The sequence below is a fragment of the Candidatus Methylobacter favarea genome, from assembly GCF_902806695.1.
GTDB lineage: Bacteria > Pseudomonadota > Gammaproteobacteria > Methylococcales > Methylomonadaceae > Methylobacter_B > Methylobacter_B favarea.
Window position 1 is genome coordinate 31,007 of record NZ_CADCXN010000047.1, and the last position, 15,670, is coordinate 46,676.

The window sequence follows — 15,670 nt, forward strand, 5'->3', positions numbered from 1 at the left end:
TCCCTAGCTTCCCAGATAAACTTCAATAACCCGCGCATTATTCTGCACTTCGTTCATACTGCCCTCGGCAAGCACCGAGCCTTCATGCAAAACCGTCACTTTTCTGGCGATGGAGCGCACAAATTCCATATCATGTTCGACCACCACGACCGAATGCTTGCCTTCCAGCGCCAATAACAGTTCAGCCGTGCGTTCGGTTTCCTGATGCGTCATTCCCGCTACCGGCTCGTCAACCAGCAATACCTTCGGCTGCTGCATTAACAGCATGCCGATTTCCAGCCATTGCTTCTGCCCGTGCGATAATGATCCGGCTTCCTGATGGCTCAGCTCTTTTAAACCGATGGTTTCCAGCGTCTCATCAATGAAATCATTTTGTTCGCCGCTTAATTTTGCAAACAGGGTGGACCAGACCCGTTTATCGGTTCGCATAGCCAGCTCCAGGTTGTTAAATACCGGCAATTGCTCGAACACAGTGGGTTTTTGAAATTTTCGGCAGATGCCGGCCTGAGCAATGGCCGGTTCATCCAGCTTCAGCAGATCAATATTTTGACCAAAAAATACCGATCCGGTATCCGGTTTGGTCTTGCCGGTAATGAGATCCATCATGGTTGTTTTACCGGCGCCATTTGGCCCAATAATACAGCGCAATTCGCCCTCATCAATATAAAGATTCAGCTTGTTCAGCGCGCGAAAACCATCAAAACTGACGCTGATATCTTCCAGATATAGTATGGGGCCGTGCGTTGTGTCCAGTGCGGAGTCCTGAACCGGCTCAGGAATAAGAAAATCAAACACTTTACCGCGCCGCATCAATTGCCGCGTTATTGTCAACAGCTCCATTAGACGGACCTCCTTTTCGGGCGCAGTAAGCCGACCAGTCCATACGGCAGAAACAGGGTGACCAGAATAAATAAGGCGCCCAGGGCAAACAGCCAGACTTCCGGCAATGCGGCGGTGAAAAATGATTTGCCGAAATTGACCAGAACAGCACCGACAACAGCGCCATATAAAGTACAGCGCCCTCCTACCGCAACCCAGATCACCAGTTCGATTGAATTTAAAGGTGAAAACTCGCCCGGATTAATAATGCCAACCTGGGGCACATAAAGCGCCCCTGCTATGCCCGCCATAACGGCTGAAAAAACAAAGATCCACAGTTTGAACAGCTCCACTTTATAACCGATAAAGCGGGTTCTGCTTTCGGTATCGCGAAGCGCAATAACGACCCGGCCCAGTTTTGAGCTTACCACAACCCGGCAGGCCAGATATCCGCCCGCTAAGGCGAATGCAGTCATCATGAAAATAATGACCCGGACATTATCAGATTGCAAATTAAAACCCAGTATATCTTTAAAATCAGTCAAGCCGTTATTGCCGCCAAAGCCCATTTCATTACGGAAAAACGCCAATAACAAGGCATAAGTCATGGCCTGGGTGATAATGGACAGATAAACGCCGGTGACCCTGGACCTAAAGGCCAACCAGCCAAAAACATAAGCTAAAAGCCCCGGCGCCAGCACCACCATTATGATGGCAAACCAGAATTGATCGAAACCGTGCCAATACCAGGGCAGTTCCTGCCAGTCCAGAAACAACATAAAATCGGGTAAGACAGGATTACCGTAAACACCGCGGTCGCCAATCTGGCGCATCAGGTACATGCCCATGGCGTAACCGCCAAGTGCAAAAAAAGCGCCGTGTCCCAGAGTCAATATTCCGCAATACCCCCAAACCATATCCACGGCGAGCGCCAGTAAAGCATAACTTAAATATTTGCCGAATAATGTCACGGTATAAGTAGGCAGATGAAACAGGGATGATGCCGGGACCAGCAGATTAAACAACGGAACCAGCATAATAACAGCAGCCAGCACGGCTAGAAAAATTTTCCCGCTCAAGTCATCCTGAAGGATTTTAGTAATAAACACTGTTAGCCCTCCGCCGCCCGCCCTTTCTGCGGAAATAACCCGCGCGGCCTTTTTTGGATGAACAAAATAATGAATAGCAATACCAGGATTTTTGCCAATACTGCGCCCGCATAAGGTTCCAGGAATTTATTTGCCAGGCCCAATGACAGTCCGCTGATCATCGCCCCCCAAAGATTTCCTACACCTCCGAAAACAACGACCATGAAGGAATCGATAATATAGGCCTGACCCAGATTCGGGCCGACATTCGTGAGCTGGCTTAAGGCCACGCCGGCCACGCCGGCGATGCCTGAACCCAGGCCAAAGGTCATCGCGTCAACCCATTCGGTTTTGATGCCCATCGCCTTGGCCATGGAACGATTTTGTGCAACAGCCCTGACTTCCAGACCAAGACGGGTTTTTTTCAATACTGCAAGCAGCATCAAAAATACCAGTAAAGTGAAGCCGATAATGTATAGCCTGTTAAGCGTCAAGGTTAAAACGCTGTTAATTTCCAGCGAGCCGCTCATCCATGAGGGCGTGGTTACCGAACGATTTAAAGGCGAGAATACCGTCCTCACCAACTGCTGAAGCAGCAGACTGATGCCGAAAGTCGCCAGCAAGGTTTCCAGGGGGCGTCCATATAAAAAGCGGATCACTCCACGCTCAATAAGAATTCCAAAGAGCCCGGACACCGCAAATGCCGCAGGAATGGCTATAAACAAGAAAATATCGATATGATTGGGCATTAGCAGTTGCACGACATAGGTGGTATAGGCGCCCAGCATGATCAATTCACCGTGCGCCATGTTAATGACGCCCATCACGCCAAAGGTAATGGCCAAGCCGATAGCCGCCAAAACCAGCACAGAGCCCAGGCTCAAGCCGAAAAACAGGGTTTGCAGATGTTCATAAAAGCTGACTCTTGATTCAATTTTTTTAATGGCGTTTGTTGCAGCCTCAATAATTTGAGGATCCTGTTCCAGGTAATTGCCGGCGCTGTCCTTCTCAAGCAGTTCTTTTAATTCGGTGTTAAATTCCGGGTCCAAGGTCACTGACAGACTTTTTATTGCCTCAAGGCGAACATTCAGGTCATCAGCATGCAAATCGACCATTGCCAGCGAGGCTTTGATGGCGGTTCTGACGTCATAATCGGTTTCTGTCGGCAAAATGGTTCTCAGAAATTTCACGGTATCTTCATTCAAAACGTTGCCAATGCTTTTAACCGCCTTAAGGCGGATGTCAGGGTCTTTCACAGACATATCCAACTGCGCTAGGCTGGTTCTGAGCGTTTTTCTCAGTCGATTATTGATTTTTATCTTGGCCACGCTGCCCTGGCTGACTTCGCCAATGTTCTGGCCGCTAATAACATCAGTCAGCCGGTAGCCGCCAGGAGTAGTCTCTGCTGAATAAATACGCTGAGTTGCATCTTTGGCATAAAACAGACGATCATGCACCAGGCGCTCGAACACCAGCCGGGTCCGTTTATCATTGAGCCGGGTTATTTGCTTTATTACCGCTATCTTTTGACTAAAATCACCTTCCTTAAACTGATTAAGCAAATTTTCAAAGACGGAAGCGGCTTTTTCATGCGCTGCTGCCTCGCTTCGGGTTTTAACCTCCGGGCTTATCTGATTATCGGCGAAAGTTAAAGATGAAATAAAAATAATCAAACTGAACAGCTTAACAAGATAGCTGCTCCAAACAGACCGCTTTTTCTTCATAGTATTAGCTTAATAAAATGTACAGGCCGGGATTCCGATTCCCATGCTTCCCGCATGGGAATCGGATAAATACGCATTCTGTTGCTATCCCTGTTATTTCTTAATTAACCTCAGAAATTTTGACCAGAACATTTTTTAGTCTTTTTGTTGTAATTGCCGCAGCGTAACTCCTTACTCCAGTTAGCCAGGATAATCTTGCTTTCCGGCAGGAAATCCGTCCAGGCATCGCCATCAACCAGATCCTTGGTTTTCCATACGGTTTCAAACTGGCCATTTTCCTGAATTTCGCCGATCAACACGGGTTTTGATAAATGATGATTGACAATCATTTTGGCTGTGCCTCCAGTCAAGTTGGGAAAAGTCATGCCCAGCATGGCCTGCTCAACCTTGTCAGTATCGGTTGTCCCTGCCTTTTCAACGGCCTTCACCCACATATTAAAACCAATATAATGCGCTTCCATGGGATCATTGGTCACGCGCTTCGGATCTTTAATAAACTCATGCCACTGTTTGATAAATGCCGTGTTTTCAGGCGTATCGATACTCATAAAATAGTTCCAGGCTGCCAGATGCCCAACCAGCGGCTTGGTGTCTATGCCGGAAAGTTCTTCTTCACCCACAGATAAGGCTACCACCGGAATGTTTTCTGCGGATATGCCCTGATTGCCCAGTTCCTTGTAAAAAGGCACATTGGCATCGCCGTTAATGGTGGAGACGACTGCCGTTTTCTTTCCGGTAGAGCCGAATTTCTTGAGGTCTGCAACTATGCTTTGCCAATCCGAGTGGCCGAACGGCGTATAGTTGATCATGATATCCTTCTCGGAAACGCCTTTCATTTTGAGGTAGGATTCAAGAATTTTATTGGTTGTCCTTGGGTAAACATAATCCGTGCCGGCCAGCACCCAGCGTTTTACTCCCAGATCCTTCATCAGGTAATCAACCGCCGGAATAGCTTGCTGATTCGGCGCAGCGCCCGTATAAAATACGTTTTTGGACGATTCCTCGCCTTCATATTGAACAGGATAGAACAGCAATCCGTTCAGTTCTTCAAATACCGGTAAAACCGATTTACGCGATACCGAAGTCCAGCATCCGAACACGGCGGCTACTTTATCCTTTTGCAATAATTCCCTGGCTTTTTCAGCAAACAGCGGCCAGTTGGATGCAGGATCAACGACGACAGCTTCAAGCTTTTTGCCCAGCAAACCGCCTTTTTTGTTCTGCGCGTCAACCAGCATTAGCATAGTGTCTTTTAACGTCGTTTCACTGATCGCCATAGTGCCGGATAAAGAATGCAGGACGCCGACCTTGATCGTATCTTCCGCTCTGGCAGAGGCAGTAAACACAAATCCTGCAATTACTAGCAGAGTGGTAAAAGATCTGATGGTTTTAAAAAAGAATTTTTATTCATTTCATAATCTGCTAAGCCGGCTAAAAATAAAACCCAAAGCAACAAAAAAAGCGGAACAAACTGAACAGACTGAAACCTTCACGCCCGCCGTTCGAGTAAAAACCCAGTCCAAGCCAACTATAATTAAGCCACAACAACAGATACCGTTAGCCGGCCCCCTCACAGCAAAACACGCTCAGCAGCCGCCTGCTGCCCATATTGAGCAAAACACTGAAAAAGACTGGCAAAACAGGGAAATAACCATTTTTAACCAGGGCGACACTGTCATTCTGGAGTTTGGCAATAACCGGCGTTGACAGTTGATTAAATTTGATTAACGCCTGCAATATCTTATAATGCCTGTTACTTTCAGGTTCCAGAGGGTTTTTACACCTAATGGTTAAACGGGAAGTCGGTAAGGTTACGGCCAAATCCGACGCTGCCCCCGCAACGGTATATTAAGTAAAGAGTCATCTTATGCCACTGTGTTATCAGCATGGGAAGGTGATGATTCAGGCCCACGCCGCTTATAAGCCCGGAGACCGGCCCGAAAGTATAATTCGGTACAGCGGAGGGCTGTCTGCGAAAAAGACAGTGCTTCTTGGTATCCCACTTCTTCTTTTGTCCTCCGTTGTGTAAACAACTATTTGCGCGGGCGGCGCCGAGGACAACATGCAAAAAATACTATTCAGCTCGTTATTGATTGCGGGCTTTAATTCGCAGTTGCAAGCACAGCAACGCAACGATACTGATTCATTAACGCTTCCCGATATGGTAGTGACGGCCACCAGAACCGAAGCTGCCAAAAATCAGCTGGCATCGGCTGCCACTGTGTATACCCGAAAAGATATTGAGCGTTTACAGGTTAATACTTTACCGGATCTTTTAAGAGGTACGAATGGACTTGACGTGGTGCAAACGGGCGGATATGGCAAAATCACCAGTGTTTTCATGCGAGGAACCAATTCTGATCATGTATTGGTGCTGATTGACGGCATTAAAGCCGGGTCTGTTACAGCAGGAACATCACCCTTTGAATTTATTCCCCTTGACCAAATTGAGCGGGTAGAAATTATCCGCGGCCCGCAATCGAGCTTATACGGTTCAGAAGCAGTTGGCGGTGTTATTCAGATTTTTACCCGTAAAGGCGCCCAGCGTGAAACACCCACGGTCACTCTCGATGCGGGCGGCGGTTCCTACGATACTCTCCGGGCGGCGGGAACTGTCAGCGGCAAATGGAAAAATAACTGGTACTCCCTGGGCACTTCTCATTTCAACAGCCAGGGCTTTAATGCGCAACAGCCCACGCCCGGGCCGTTCGGCATTAATCAGCCCGACCGGGATGGTTATTACAATACGGCGTTAAATGCGCGGTTGGGGCATCGGTTTGATAATAATAATGCCGAAATGGAAGCGTTTTTCATGCGCGCCGAAGGAAGAACGGAATATGACGGCGCTTTTCAAAATAAAACGGAATTTGTTGAGCAGGTGGTCGGAGCGTCAGGAAGCATGGATATTGTCGATAACTGGCATTCAACCCTGCGTTTTGGACAAAGCCGCGATGACGGGGATAATTTTGCGCCCGACGGCTCGTTTTCCACTCGCTTTAACAGCACCCGCTGGAATGCCAGCTGGCTGAACCAGTTCGCTTTATCTGATAATCATCAATTGGTTTTAGGCGCCGACTACCGGCTGGATGAAGTGGACAGCTCGGAAACATTCAATGAAAGCTCCCGTTATGATGCAGGCGTATTCACAGAACTGCAAAGCCGGATTCTGGATGACCTTTTTGTTAACGCCTCGGTGCGTTGGGATGAAAATGAAGCATTCGGCGATTATGTAACCGGCAATGTGGGCTTGCGCTATAACTGGAATTACGGCATCAGCCTGCTGGCAAGCTTTGGCAATGCTTTTAAAGCGCCCTCCTTCAATGATCTTTATTTTCCTAATTTCGGCAACGCCAGTTTGGATCCGGAAGAATCCAAGTCTTTTGAAGCAGGACTGGCAGGCGCTCATGATTGGGGGCAATGGGAAGTACGCGCCTACCATACCAATATTGACAACTTGATTACGCCGGTAATGGATCCTGTTACCTTCAATTTTAGTGCCGAAAATATTGGCAAATCCCAAATTGACGGTATTGAGGCGGAAATCGGAACACAACTGATGGGCTGGAACAGCAAGCTGAGCCTTAACCTGTTAAGTCCTAAAAACAGGGAAACCAATGCGCGCTTGCCGCGCCGCGCTGAAAAAACCTTGTCATTTGATTTATCCAGATCATTTGGACAGATTGATCTTGGCGCTAATGTACTGGCCCAGGGCGATCGTTTTGATGATTCTAAAAATACAATTAAAGTGGCGGGATTTGTAACTGTCGATTTACGATCAGCCTACCATTTCAATAAAAACTGGATGGTGAGCGCAAAGCTGAGCAATCTGCTGGACAAAAATTATCAGACCGTGAATACTTTCAATACAGCAGGCCGAAACTTCTTTATTTCAGTGCATTATAATAACTAACTACCACAGGCAATGGCTTTACTTTAATCAACCCTACAGCAGAGATAACAAGATGAACATAAAACAATGGCTGCAAGTCGAGTATTTACCCCTGCCGCTGATCGCCTTGATGGCGCTGACGCGCTTTCATCATTTTGGCGACGTGTTACACCTGCCGGATGCATCGCTGGCGGTTTTTTTCCTTGCCGGCTTTTACCGGAAAAAGTTCTTTTTCGTGTTTTTACTGGCTATGGCGGCTTTAATTGATTATATCGCCATCAAAAACGGCGTCAGCGACTGGTGCGTATCACCGGCCTATGTTTTTCTGATTCCGACCTATGCGGTAATGTGGTCAGCCGGCCGCTACTGCTCAACCTTCAAAGCCCTGAAAATTTCGGAACTGGCAACCTCGATGAGCCTGATCATGCTGGCGACAACGGCCGCTTTTATTATTTCAAACATCAGTTTCTATCTGTTTTCCGGCCGTTTTGATGACTTATCCCTGCTCGAATATCTTGCAAGGGTAGCCCTCTATTATCCGTCTTACCTGAGCGCCGCCTTGATTTATGCAGGCGCAGGTCTTGCTGTCATTAAGATTATTTATGCATTACCCGCTTTAACAAGACGGCATAAAGCCGGTTAATGCAAAGCTGAACCAGCCTATGCGGCTGACCGTAAGGGCGCAATTATCGCGTCCTTACGATCTAACCCAACGATTTAAGCCGTTGCCTGCTCGATTTCTTTAGGCCGATCAACCGACCATAATTTCTCAAGCTGGTAAAACTCCCGCGCTTGCGCTGTCATCGCATGCACGATGACATCACCCAAGTCCAGCAATATCCAGTCTGAACCCAGATCGCCTTCACGACCCAACGGTTTAAAGCCGCTTTCCTTGACTTTTTCCGATACATAATCGCATAACGATTTAAGGTGACGATCGGACGTGCCTGTTACCAGCACCATATAATCGGTAAAGCTGGTTTTGCCCTGAACATCCAGTGTTGTTATACGTTGTCCTTTGCGTTCTTCCAGAACATCCTGAACAATTTTCACTAAATTTTCTGCTTGCATTCAAACTCCTGTGCTTTGTAGTAAGATCAATGTCTCTCGTAAAGTTTGTGTTGTTTAATATATTCTATGACAGCATCCGGCAATAAAAACGCCGGATTCTTTTTTTCTGCAATCATAGTTCTGATTGCTGTTGCCGAAATATCAAGCTGGGTTATGCGCTGAAAAAATAATTTCCCTGCTGCATTTTGCGCCAACTCTTTTATTTCCTTGGCTTGCGTGACTTTAAAAAGCTCATCAAGTTCCTGTCTCCTGCAGCCGGGCCTTGTCATTACTACTACATGCGCATAATCAAATAGCTGCCGCCATTGGTGCCAGGCGGTTAAATTATTGTACGCATCACTGCCTATAAACAACAGCAATGGTAGGCGTGGAAATTCCCGGCGTAAAGATTTCAGGGTATCGACGGTATACGAGTAGCCTTCTCTGTCCAGCTCTCTGGCATCCGCTATTAACCCCGGCCGATTTTTTATTGCCAGCTCCAGCATCTGCATGCGCTGCGCGGCAAGCGCCACGGGCTGTTCACGATGAGGGGGATTGGCGCCGGGAATAAAGCGGATTTCGGTCAGGCCGAAAATATCCTCGACTTCGACTGCAGAACGCAAATGCCCGTAATGAATAGGATCAAAGGTGCCGCCAAAAATGCCAATCATTTATTGCCGGATATGGCCATCGCCGAGGACGATATATTTTAATGAAGTGAGACCTTTTAAGCCCACGGGGCCGCGCGCATGCAGCTTATCGGTGCTGATGCCGATCTCGGCGCCCAGACCATATTCAAAACCATCGGCAAAACGGGTTGAGGCATTTACCATAACCGAACTGGAATCAACTTCGCGCAGAAAACGTCGGGCCCGCGCGTAATCCTCAGTCACAATAGTATCGGTATGCGCAGAGCCGTAGCAGTGGATATGCTCCATCGCTTCATCGATACCGCTAACTACTCTGATGGATAAAATCGGCGCCAGGTATTCAGTATGCCAGTCTTCTTCAGTCGCCCTTATACAGCCTGGGATCAGCGAGCAGGCTTTAAGGCAGCCGCGCAGTTCAACGCCTTTTTGCCTGTATATTTCAGCCAGTAGCGGCAATACCTGGCGGGCAATGCCTTCAGCCGCCAGCAAAGTTTCCATGGCGTTGCAGACGCCGTAACGCTGGGTTTTGGCATTGACGGCAATCCTGACCGCCTTGTCGATATCGGCTTTATCATCAATATAGACATGGCAAATTCCGTGCAGATGCTTGATTACCGGAATCGTGGCTTGTTGGGAAACGCGCTCAATCAAGCCTTTGCCGCCGCGCGGTACGATAACATCCACATAGTGATTCATCGTAATTAATTCACCTACGGCAGCCCGATCCGCCGTTGCCACAATCTGCACGATTTCCCTTGGCAAATCCGCCGCTTCCAGACCCTTGGCAATGCAGGAGGCAATCGCCTGGTTGGAATGGATGGCTTCCGAGCCGCCTCTTAAAATACAGGCATTACCGGATTTAAGACACAGCGCCGCGGCATCGACCGTGACATTCGGGCGGGATTCATAAATAATGCCGATAACGCCCAAAGGCACCCGCATCTGTCCGACCTGTATGCCGCTGGGCCGGTAACTTAAATCAATGATTTCACCGACCGGATCGGGCAAAGCTGCAACCTGCTCCAAACCTTCAACCATAGCCTGAATAGCTTTCGGATTTAAGGCCAGCCTGTCCAGTAAAGCCGCATCCAGACCATTTTTTCTGCCGGCATCCAGATCCTTCCGGTTTTCAGCTACCAGCATTTCCCGGCTGCTTTCAATGGCTTCTGCAATTTTCAGCAAAGCCGTATCTTTTTTACCGGATTCAGTCCGGCTTATTTCCCGGCCGGCTTTTCTGGCCTGCCGGCCCAGGCTCGTCATATATGCTTTAATATCCATGGTATGCTCACTGACTGGATTTATAATCCGGATTATATCGGTTAACAAAGTTTTTCAACAGGCAAAGAATTCTTAAACCAGGCAAACAGATTTCCGGCGAATTACGATAGTTGCCATAATTTTACCGCGACAATGGCGACTACGCCGCTAATAGCGGAATATAGCTAACAGATTCATAGCTAAGAAATTCAGGAACACAAAATACCTCATTAAAAAAAATACCATGACAGAAATTTGTTTCCCTTGTAATCATGTCAATAAACCGGTAAAAAGAAAGCGAGTTGGCTGATTCCTGAAGGAGGCTTTATGACGACTCTTTATTACAGCCATCCTGATTTTCTTTTTCATGACACCGGTGCAGGCCATCCTGAATGTGCAAACAGACTCACAAGCATTGCCAAAGCGCTTGAGGCGCCAGAGTTCTCGCGTCTAGTCCGGGAAGCTGCGCCTCCAGGCGCCGAGGAGCAAATCCGCCTGATTCATTCCCAATCTCATATTGATACTATCCTTAACGCCCTCCCCGAACAAGGCCATCATTATCTGGATAATGATACCGTGCTGTCGCCAGGATCACAAAAGGCCGCATTTCGCGCGGTCGGGGCGGTCTGTAATGCTGTAGACAAGATTCTGGCCGGTGAAGCCGATAATGCCTTTTGCGCAGTACGTCCTCCGGGGCATCATGCCAAACCCGATCTGGCGATGGGTTTCTGCGTATTTAATAATATAGCGATTGCAGCGCAATACGCACGCCGTCATTATCAGCTGGCACGCGTTGCCATTGTTGATTTTGATGTGCATCACGGCAATGGCACGCAAGCGGCTTTTTATAATGAAGCCGATGTGCTGTATGCGTCCAGCCATGAGATGCCGAATTACCCCGGCACCGGCTATCCCACAGAAACGGGACTCGGCAATATTATTAATGTACCGCTGGCAGCCGGTGAATCAGGCCTGGCTTTCCGGAAAAAATACCGCGCCATTATTTTACCTGCGCTGAAAAAATTCAAACCCGAACTACTGCTCATTTCAGCCGGCTTTGACGCTCATAAGGATGATCCGTTAGCCTCGATAAGGCTGGTCGAGGAGGATTATCAATGGCTCACTCAGGAACTGATGGATATTGCCGGCAGATACTGCAAGGGTAGGATTATTTCAATTCTGGAAGGCGGCTATAATCTCCGCGCCCTCGCAGCCAGCGTCGCCATTCATGTTAAAACCCTGCTGGGAAATTAACACGAGCAAGGAAACAGGAAAGCTCAAACGAGAGCCTGGATTTAGACGCTCTGTTTATAGAGAGGATGGCTAGCCAATCCCCCTACAGACCTATCGTTATAAGAATACCTAAACCATGCGGAACGCGCAGCGGCAGTCTACATTTTTGCGCCATCAAATCAAAAACGCTGGGCTTCGCTCAGCGATACCGCCTCCCTGCCGTATTTTCCCGTATCCCTGCAATCGCCAAACTCACTCACTCTATTTTTAAAGACAATCCAGAATTACCTTCTTGACCGCATTCAATTCAGCTTCTACCGTGACCGGATGGGTAGCTATGCATTGTTTTATGGCGGTGTCGGGATCTTTCAGGCCGTTGCCGGTTAAGGTGCAGACAATTTTGCTGCCTTCGGGGATCTTGCCGGTGCTGATATCGTGCAATGCCCCGGCCAGGGAAGCAGCCGATGCGGGCTCGCAAAATATGCCTTCATGTTGAGACAGCAGTCTTTGCGCGGCTAGAATCTGCTCGTCTGAAAACATGTCGAACCAGCCGCCGGATTCTTTTTGTGCCGCCCAGGCCAAATCCCAGGATTGGGGATGGCCGATGCGTATGGCGGTGGCGACCGTTTCGGGGTTATCAATCATTTTTCCAGCCAGGAACGGCGCGGCGCCTGCGGCCTGGTAGCCGCACATGACCGGGCGTTTATCGGTGACGGCTTTATGCGTTTCGGAAGCGGTTGAATATTCCTTGTAACCTTTCCAGTAAGCGCTAATATTACCGGCATTGCCGACAGGCAGGCAGTGATAGTCAGGCGCGTCACCGAGTTCATCGACAATTTCAAAGGCGGCGGTTTTTTGCCCGTCAATTCTGAACGGATTGATGGAGTTGACAATGGTAACCGGCGCATGATTAACGATTTCTTTAACAAGCGCCATGCCTTTATCAAAATTACCGTTAATCTGGATAATTTCAGCGCCGTACATTAAGGTCTGGGCCAGTTTGCCCAGGGCGATCTTGCCTTCGGGGATCAGCACGAAGGCCTTGATTCCCGCGCGTACGGCATAGGCGGCGGCAGAAGCCGACGTATTGCCGGTTGAGGCGCAGATAATCGCCCTGCTGCCCGCTTCCACGGCTTTGGTGACAGCCATTGTCATGCCGCGATCTTTAAATGATCCGGTGGGGTTCAAGCCTTCAAACTTGACATAGATATCGACTTCCTTACCCGTCAGTCGCGGGATATTCTGAAGCTGGATTAATGGCGTATTGCCTTCTCCCAGGCTGATCAAGCGGGTAGTTTCACTGACCGGCAGACGGTTTCGGTAATGTTCAATTATTCCGGTGTAGCGTTTATGCGTAAACATGTTTTTATTTATCCCAAAGTTTCGAGTCGGATTCGGTTGACTTTTCCGGCAACGGTAAGCAAGGCTTCGATTTCAGCAATGGCTGCATTCATTTCCTTTTCCAGCGTGGTATGCGTCAGCATGATAATCGGCACAGCTGTTTCATTTTCCAGCGGTTCCTTTTGAATAATTGCTTCTATGCTGATCTGGTGAGCCGCAAGAATTCTGGTGACATCTGCCAGAACGCCCGGTCTATCTTCAGCATTAAGGCGCAGATAGTATGAGGTTTTGAACCGGTCTGAAGACAATACCGGGATGTCGGCCAGGAAAGCGGCCTGGAAAGCCAGATGCGGCACCCGGTTTTCCGGATCACTGGTCAGCGCTCTGACCACATCGATGACGTCAGCGACTACGGCTGACGCCGTAGCATCGGCGCCCGCTCCGGCCCCATAGTACAGGGTAGCGCCGACCGCATCGCCTTTAACCAGCACGGCATTCATGACGCCGTCAACATTGGCAATCAGCCGGCGGTCGGGGATTAATGTCGGATGAACTCTTAATTCAATGCCTTCGGGCGTTTTTCGGGCAATGCCCAGATGCTTGATCCGGTAGCCCAGCTGCTCGGCATACTCAACATCGATGGGGGTGATCCGGGTAATGCCTTCCATAAATACCTTGTCAAACTGTAGCGGAATGCCGAAAGCGATTGAGGCCAAAATGGTCAGTTTGTGGCCGACATCAATGCCTTCAACGTCAAAAGACGGATCGGCTTCGGCATAGCCCAATGCTTGCGCTTCGGCTAATGCATCGGAAAAATCCCGGCCTTTATCGCGCATTTCAGTCAGTATGAAATTCCCCGTGCCGTTAATAATGCCGGCCAGCCATTGAATCTGATTACCGCTCAAACCTTCGCGTATGGCTTTGATAATCGGAATTCCGCCGGCAACAGCGGCTTCAAAGGCAACAATTACGCCTTTTTCACTTGCTTTGGCAAAAATCTCGTTGCCGTGCAGGGCGATCAGCGCTTTGTTAGCCGTTACCACATGCTTGTTGTTGGCGATGGCTTTCAGGACCAGCTCCTTGGCAAAAACATCGCCGCCTATCAATTCGACAATAATGTCAATTTCCGGGTCATTAATGAGAATTAAAGGGTCTGCCGTTAAAATAATGCCTTCAGTAGAGCAAATGCGCTCCCGGCTTAAATCCCTTGCCGACGCATGGGTAATAATAATGTCCCGGCCCGCCCTGCGGGCTATTTCTGCCGCATTGCGTTTCAGTACATTAACGGTGCCGCCGCCGACCGTACCTAATCCTAAAACCCCCACTTTTACCGGTTTCAAAGCCCACTCCCGCCCAGTATTTTGCTGGATAAATCCAATCATTTTACAATGTTGTCTTTTTTCATCATATTGCGGATGCCGCGAATGGCCTGCCGCGTTCTGTGTTCATTTTCAATCAGGCCGAATCTGACATGATCATCGCCGTACTGGCCGAAGCCGATACCCGGCGAGACTGCCACTTTCGCTTCCGCCAGCAGTTTTTTGGAAAACTCAAGCGAGCCCATGGCTTTATAGGCCTCAGGAATTGGCGCCCAGACAAACATGGTCGCTTTCGGTTTTTCAACCGGCCAGCCTGCTGCCGTTAAGCCCTCGCACAATACATCGCGTCTTCTTCTGTATCTATCGGCAATTACGGCCACGCAGTCCTGCGGGCCTTCCAGGGCGGTAATTGCAGCAATCTGGATAGGCGTAAACGTACCGTAATCCAGATAGGATTTAATCCGCGCCAGAGCCGCAACCAGTTGCTTGTTGCCGCACATAAAGCCTATCCGCCAGCCGGGCATATTGTAGCTCTTGGATAAGGAGAAAAATTCTACCGCTATATCCTTAGCCCCTTCTACCTGGAGAATGGAAGGCGCTTGGTAGCCGTCAAAAACAATATCTGCATAGGCGATGTCATGCACTACCCAGATCTTGTGTTCCTTGGCCACGTCAACAATTTTTTCAAAAAAATCCAGTTCCACGCATTGACAGGTGGGATTGCCCGGAAAATTAAGAATGAGCATCTTCGGTTTAGGCCAGGAATCGATAATGGCTTTATGCAGTTCCTCGAAAAAATCAACCCCCGGCACCAGCGGCACATGCCTTAGGTCGGCTCCGGCAATGACCACGCCATAAGGATGTATCGGATAAGCAGGATTGGGCACTAGCACGATATCGCCTGGGCCCAAGGTCGCCAGCGCCAGATGCGCCAGACCCTCTTTTGAACCAATAGTGACAATGGCTTCGGTTTCCGGGTCCAGATCAACATTGAACCGTTTTTTATACCAGTTGCAGATAGCCTTTCTTAATCTCGGGATACCCTTGGAAACAGAATAGCGATGCGTATCCTCCCTGCTGGTCGCTTCAAGCATTTTATTGACGATATGGGTCGGCGTCGGCTGGTCAGGATTGCCCATGCCAAAATCAATAATATCTTCGCCCGCTGCACGGGCTTCGGCTTTAAGCTCGTTGACAATATTAAAAACGTAAGGGGGCAGACGGCTTATTCTGTGAAATTGTTCCATTACAGCTTTTGATAAACCAAAATATAAGTGAAGTTAAAAAGCAATCTAAAGTA

The 15,670-nt window shown here is 48.7% G+C and carries 14 protein-coding genes and 1 riboswitch; of the genes, 4 read left to right on the top strand and 10 right to left on the bottom strand.

The genetic code is table 11. From position 1 onward, the window contains the following. Positions 1–3: 3 nt before the first annotated feature. The 4 genes from urtD to urtA form a co-directional block, all read right to left on the bottom strand. Positions 4–810 carry an urea ABC transporter ATP-binding protein UrtD gene (gene urtD, locus HUX64_RS05105; RefSeq protein WP_217426438.1) on the bottom strand — a complete coding sequence of 269 codons (807 nt, stop codon included), beginning with the start codon at positions 808–810 and terminating at the stop codon, positions 4–6. Positions 811–839: 29 nt separating this feature from the next. Next, a complete protein-coding gene (urtC, locus tag HUX64_RS05110; RefSeq protein ID WP_246246908.1) occupies positions 840–1,928 on the bottom strand; it encodes an urea ABC transporter permease subunit UrtC in 1,089 nt (362 codons plus the stop codon). 2 nt (positions 1,929–1,930) lie between these two features. Continuing rightward, positions 1,931–3,631, bottom strand: coding sequence for an urea ABC transporter permease subunit UrtB (gene urtB, locus HUX64_RS05115; protein WP_174625160.1), 1,701 nt, complete (start codon positions 3,629–3,631; stop codon positions 1,931–1,933). Positions 3,632–3,741: 110 nt separating this feature from the next. Then, positions 3,742–4,977: an urea ABC transporter substrate-binding protein gene (urtA, locus tag HUX64_RS05120; RefSeq protein ID WP_246246909.1), complete on the bottom strand. Its 1,236-nt coding sequence runs from the start codon at positions 4,975–4,977 to the stop codon at positions 3,742–3,744. Between the two features lie 22 nt (positions 4,978–4,999). Here urtA and HUX64_RS05125 point away from each other — a divergent pair, with 22 nt between their 5' ends. From HUX64_RS05125 to HUX64_RS05135, 3 genes are all read left to right on the top strand, one after another. Beyond that, positions 5,000–5,338 (top strand): hypothetical protein, encoded by a 339-nt coding sequence (locus tag HUX64_RS05125; RefSeq protein ID WP_217426431.1) that lies wholly within the window; start codon positions 5,000–5,002, stop codon positions 5,336–5,338. Positions 5,339–5,375: 37 nt separating this feature from the next. Further along, positions 5,376–5,586, top strand: a riboswitch (cobalamin riboswitch). Between the two features lie 107 nt (positions 5,587–5,693). Then, positions 5,694–7,541, top strand: a complete 1,848-nt coding sequence (locus HUX64_RS05130) for a TonB-dependent receptor domain-containing protein (RefSeq protein ID WP_174625162.1) — start codon at positions 5,694–5,696, stop codon at positions 7,539–7,541. Positions 7,542–7,593: 52 nt separating this feature from the next. Next, positions 7,594–8,163 carry a hypothetical protein gene (locus HUX64_RS05135; RefSeq protein ID WP_174625163.1) on the top strand — a complete coding sequence of 190 codons (570 nt, stop codon included), beginning with the start codon at positions 7,594–7,596 and terminating at the stop codon, positions 8,161–8,163. Between the two features lie 74 nt (positions 8,164–8,237). On the opposite strand, the gene rsfS is transcribed toward HUX64_RS05135, so the two are convergent. From rsfS to HUX64_RS05150, 3 genes are read right to left on the bottom strand one after another with little or no spacing between them, the layout of a single operon-like run. Beyond that, entirely contained in the window at positions 8,238–8,591 is a 354-nt protein-coding gene (gene rsfS, locus HUX64_RS05140) for a ribosome silencing factor (RefSeq protein WP_174625164.1), read from the bottom strand. A 26-nt stretch (positions 8,592–8,617) separates the two neighbouring features. Further along, positions 8,618–9,241: a nicotinate-nucleotide adenylyltransferase gene (gene nadD / locus HUX64_RS05145; RefSeq protein WP_174625165.1), complete on the bottom strand. Its 624-nt coding sequence runs from the start codon at positions 9,239–9,241 to the stop codon at positions 8,618–8,620. Next, on the bottom strand, positions 9,242–10,498 hold the full coding sequence (locus tag HUX64_RS05150) for a glutamate-5-semialdehyde dehydrogenase (protein WP_174625166.1): 1,257 nt from the start codon (positions 10,496–10,498) through the stop codon (positions 9,242–9,244). It abuts the gene before it with no gap. 306 nt (positions 10,499–10,804) lie between these two features. On the opposite strand from HUX64_RS05150, the gene HUX64_RS05155 reads away from it, so the two are divergent. Continuing rightward, the gene (locus HUX64_RS05155; protein WP_174625167.1) at positions 10,805–11,731 is read left to right on the top strand and encodes a histone deacetylase family protein; all 927 of its coding nucleotides are present in this window, start codon (positions 10,805–10,807) and stop codon (positions 11,729–11,731) included. Between the two features lie 246 nt (positions 11,732–11,977). On the opposite strand, the gene thrC is transcribed toward HUX64_RS05155, so the two are convergent. Genes thrC through alaC form a run of 3 tightly spaced genes read right to left on the bottom strand, consistent with a single transcriptional unit; the run spans position 11,978 to position 15,617 of the window. Beyond that, the gene (thrC, locus tag HUX64_RS05160) at positions 11,978–13,072 is read right to left on the bottom strand and encodes a threonine synthase (RefSeq protein WP_174625168.1); all 1,095 of its coding nucleotides are present in this window, start codon (positions 13,070–13,072) and stop codon (positions 11,978–11,980) included. A gap of 8 nt (positions 13,073–13,080) precedes the next feature. Then, on the bottom strand, positions 13,081–14,391 hold the full coding sequence (locus tag HUX64_RS05165) for a homoserine dehydrogenase (RefSeq protein WP_174625169.1): 1,311 nt from the start codon (positions 14,389–14,391) through the stop codon (positions 13,081–13,083). A 38-nt stretch (positions 14,392–14,429) separates the two neighbouring features. Further along, complete coding sequence (gene alaC, locus HUX64_RS05170; RefSeq protein ID WP_174625170.1) at positions 14,430–15,617, bottom strand: alanine transaminase; 1,188 nt, start codon at positions 15,615–15,617, stop codon at positions 14,430–14,432. Positions 15,618–15,670 lie beyond the last annotated feature (53 nt).

What these genes read in the sequence shown, in the direction of transcription:
- alaC (WP_174625170.1), bottom strand. Translation starts at nt 15,617, where the DNA reads ATGGAACAATTTCACAGAATAAGCCGTCTGCCCCCTTACGTTTTTAAT.
- HUX64_RS05150 (WP_174625166.1), bottom strand. Translation starts at nt 10,498, where the DNA reads ATGGATATTAAAGCATATATGACGAGCCTGGGCCGGCAGGCCAGAAAA.
- rsfS (WP_174625164.1), bottom strand. Translation starts at nt 8,591, where the DNA reads ATGCAAGCAGAAAATTTAGTGAAAATTGTTCAGGATGTTCTGGAAGAA.
- thrC (WP_174625168.1), bottom strand. Translation starts at nt 13,072, where the DNA reads ATGTTTACGCATAAACGCTACACCGGAATAATTGAACATTACCGAAAC.
- urtD (WP_217426438.1), bottom strand. Translation starts at nt 810, where the DNA reads ATGCGGCGCGGTAAAGTGTTTGATTTTCTTATTCCTGAGCCGGTTCAG.
- HUX64_RS05135 (WP_174625163.1), top strand. Translation starts at nt 7,594, where the DNA reads ATGAACATAAAACAATGGCTGCAAGTCGAGTATTTACCCCTGCCGCTG.
- HUX64_RS05155 (WP_174625167.1), top strand. Translation starts at nt 10,805, where the DNA reads ATGACGACTCTTTATTACAGCCATCCTGATTTTCTTTTTCATGACACC.
- urtB (WP_174625160.1), bottom strand. Translation starts at nt 3,631, where the DNA reads ATGAAGAAAAAGCGGTCTGTTTGGAGCAGCTATCTTGTTAAGCTGTTC.
- nadD (WP_174625165.1), bottom strand. Translation starts at nt 9,241, where the DNA reads ATGATTGGCATTTTTGGCGGCACCTTTGATCCTATTCATTACGGGCAT.
- HUX64_RS05130 (WP_174625162.1), top strand. Translation starts at nt 5,694, where the DNA reads ATGCAAAAAATACTATTCAGCTCGTTATTGATTGCGGGCTTTAATTCG.